General features: G+C 71.2%; 4 protein-coding genes. All 4 read right to left on the bottom strand.

Annotated features, from left to right (window positions below; translation table 11 throughout):
- Positions 1 to 208 precede the first annotated feature (208 nt).
- Positions 209 to 1,369, bottom strand: a complete 1,161-nt coding sequence (locus STRIP9103_RS11525; protein WP_009308403.1) for a helix-turn-helix domain-containing protein — start codon at positions 1,367 to 1,369, stop codon at positions 209 to 211.
- Between the two features lie 158 nt (positions 1,370 to 1,527).
- A complete protein-coding gene (locus STRIP9103_RS11520; protein WP_009308409.1) occupies positions 1,528 to 1,803 on the bottom strand; it encodes a DUF1876 domain-containing protein in 276 nt (91 codons plus the stop codon).
- Between the two features lie 81 nt (positions 1,804 to 1,884).
- Entirely contained in the window at positions 1,885 to 2,727 is an 843-nt protein-coding gene (locus STRIP9103_RS11515) for a DMT family transporter (RefSeq protein WP_009308407.1), read from the bottom strand.
- A partial coding sequence (locus tag STRIP9103_RS11510; RefSeq protein ID WP_009308404.1) for a YbaK/EbsC family protein occupies positions 2,724 to 3,142 on the bottom strand: 419 nt, incomplete at its 5' end. The genes STRIP9103_RS11510 and STRIP9103_RS11515, both read right to left, overlap by 4 nt.

Here is a 3,142-nt window from a genome sequence, read left to right as displayed (position 1 = left end):
GCCGCCCACAGCTCCACTCCCGGGCTCCGAGAAACCCGAGTCCCCTAGCAGAGTGTGCCGGCGGCCGTCGCGGGCAGAGCGGCCGGATCGTCCCAGGGCTCCCCCGTGGTGTCCTGGCACGATCCCGATGATCCGGACGGCCGCCCTCCGCGGCGATCACCAGGATGCGCCGAAGCTCCCGGGTTTGTCGTTGGCGCACAGTCCACAGTCACTTGGCAACGGGTCCACAGTCGGCCGCCACCGGCCCGCCCCACATGCGGCTCTCCTCCTCCCGGCGGCGCAGCTCGCTCGGGGAGACGCCGTACGCGGTGCGGAAGGCCCTGCTGAACTCGGCGGCTCGCGGGAAGCCCCAGCGGGCCGCGATCGCGTGGATCGGGGTGGCGCGCAGTACCGGGTCCGGGTCGGTGAGGTCACGGTGGGCGTTGCGCAGCCGCTGGTCACGGACGTACGCGGCGACGGTGAGGCCCTCGTCCTGGAAGAGGCGGTGCAGATAGCTCCGCGAGATGTGGTGCGCGGCGGCGATCGTGCCGGGGGTCAGGTCCGGGTCGCCCAGGTGGCGCCGTATGAACGCCTTCACGGACAGGGTGAGGGTCCGGCTGTGGGCCTCCGGTGGCAGCCGGGGGTCCGTCTCCACGGTGTGCGCGAACAGGGCGGTGACCAGGTCGGCGACGACCGTGCCGAGGCGGGGGGCGTCGGACGGCTGGTACGGGCCCGTGTCCGCCGCCAGCTGCGTCAGGAACTGCGCCAACAGCGTCCCGATCCCCTCCCGTCCCGACAGGCGGCTGCCGATGACCCGGTCCGCCTTCCGCGCGGGCAGCGCGACGAGCGAGCGCGGTATCTCCACGCCGACCGTGGTGACCGGTTCGGTGCCGGTCCGGACCTCGAACGGAAACGACGAGCAGCTGACGTGGAAGTCCTGGATCCCGTACACCACCTGCTGGGTGCCCCAGCTGGCGGCGCCCTCTCCGCGGAGGAGCAGGGACAGGTGGTACGTCTCCGGGTCGGACCGGCGGATCAGCTTCGGCGTGCGGCGGAAGACGATCGGGTCGAACGTGGCCGGCCACACCGCGATGTCGCCGAGGAGGATGAGGCGTTGGTGGGCGAAGTAGTCGCCGACGGGGTGGAGGGGGCGGGGGTTGGCGGGGTCGGTGCGCTTGGTGTGGTCGCCGCGCTCGATGCGGTTGTCGCGGTTGTCGCGGTTGGCGTGGTCGATGCGGTCGATGCGGTCGATGCGGTGCGGGTGGCCGTCGGTCGGCGGGATGCGTGTCAGGCGCATGGGTGCGTGAGTGCGGCTCATCAACTCCGACCAGGCCTCGAACCGGTCGGTCACCGGGAGGTCCAGCGTCCGGAAAACGGCCTCCTGCAGCACGGTGGTAGTCAACCACAGGGTGCGTTGGGGGTGTTGGGCGCCGGGGGGTGGTGCTGGGCGGGGGTGCGGGAGGTACCCCCGTCGCCCCGGCGGCACGACTGCCCGCAGCCGCGGCGGCGACGTCCACGGCGGCGCGGCTGCGGGCAGGTGTGTGGGTGTCAGAGGGCGATCGGGCGGGATGTGCGGCCCGAGGCCTCGTCTATTTCGTCGTGGGCCTTGGTGAGGAGCTTCATGGCGAGCTCATTGAGGGCCCTGGCGCCTGCTATTTCTTCGCCGACTCGGGGTTGATTGGAGTCGGTGTGGTGGCGGCTGGCGTAGCCGTGGGCGCGTACCTCTTTCCCGTCGGGAAGACGTACGAGGGCCGCCGCCCGTGTCCGCTGATCGTCCTCCTGGAATTCCAGCTCGACGTGCCATCCGACTGCGGTGTGCATCATCACGATCACCTCCGGAACCGCTGTTTCCAGGGTGCTCCTTCAGGCCCGTGGATGCACGGTCGCAGTCGGCTGAGACATGCCCTAGCCGGCCCGCAGCATCAGGCCGATGCCCATCACCAGCAACGCCGCCGCCACCATCCGCCCCGCCCCGAACCGTTCCCTGAAGAACATGGCCCCGATCGCCGCCCCCACGATGATCGACGACTCCCGCAGCGCCGCGATCGGCGCCAGCGTCGCCTTCGTCTGGGCCCACAGCACCAGGCCGTACGCCCCCACGGACAGCGCCGCGCCGAGGAGGCCGATGCCGGCGAACGGGCGGAGCCGGGCGACCGTCTCCCCGCGCCAGTGCCACACCGCGTACGCCGGGATCGAGATGCTCAGCGCCATCAGCCACGCCGTGAAGCCCAGCGCGGACCCGGAGGCCCGGACACCCAGGCCGTCCACCACCGTGTACGTCGCGATCGACAGGCCCGTGGCCAGTGCCGCGCCGATCGCCGCCCAGTTCGGCCGGCTGCCGCGCAGGCCCCACAGCGCGACCCCGGTCAGGCCCGCGCAGCTCAGCAGGATGCCGACCGTCGCCCAGCCGTTCGGCACCTCGTGCGCGAAGACGGCGGCGAGGACGGTGACGACCAGGGGCGCGGAGCCGCGGGCGAGGGGGTATGCCTGGCCGAAGTCGCCCAGCTTGAAGGACGTCATCAGCAGGACGTAGTACACGACGTGGATCACCGTCGAGGCGATCAGATACGGCCACGCGGCGGCCTTCGGGAACGGCACGAACGGGAGTGCCGCGAGGCCTATCAGTGCTCCGCCGCCGGATATGAGCGTGAAGCCGATGAGTTTGTCGGTGATTCTGTGGGCTATCGCGTTCCAGGCGGCGTGGGTGACCGCGGCGAGCAGTACGGCCGCGGTCACCAGTGGCGTCACGCGCTCCGCTCGTCGACGTTCCGGGCGTCCCGGATGTCCCGGGCGTCCCCGGTGTCCCGGACGTCCACCACTGTGGCTCCCGCGTGGGTGATCAGGGATGTGGGGTCCATGGGGAAGACGGTGTGCGGGGTGCCGGCTGCCGCCCAGACGATGTCGTGGGCGAGGAGGGAGCGGTCGGCGAGTACGCGGGTCTTCGTGGCGTGGCCGAAGGGTGGGACGCCGCCGATCGCGTATCCGGTCGTTGCGCGTACGACGTCGGCCTTGGCCCGGGTGACCTTCTTGGCGCCGAGTTCCTGGCGGAGCAGTTCGACGTCGACCCTGGAGGCGCCGTCCATGAGGACCAGGAGGGGGGTGCCGTCTGCGGTGAAGATGAGGGACTTGCAGATTTGGCTGAGGTCGCAGCCGATTGCTGTGG

Origin of the sequence: Streptomyces ipomoeae 91-03, assembly GCF_000317595.1 — a bacterium.
In the GTDB taxonomy this organism is placed as follows: Bacteria; Actinomycetota; Actinomycetes; order Streptomycetales; family Streptomycetaceae; genus Streptomyces; species Streptomyces ipomoeae.
Note: the sequence above shows the minus strand (reverse complement) of the source record. Positions and strands in the feature narration are given on the sequence as shown.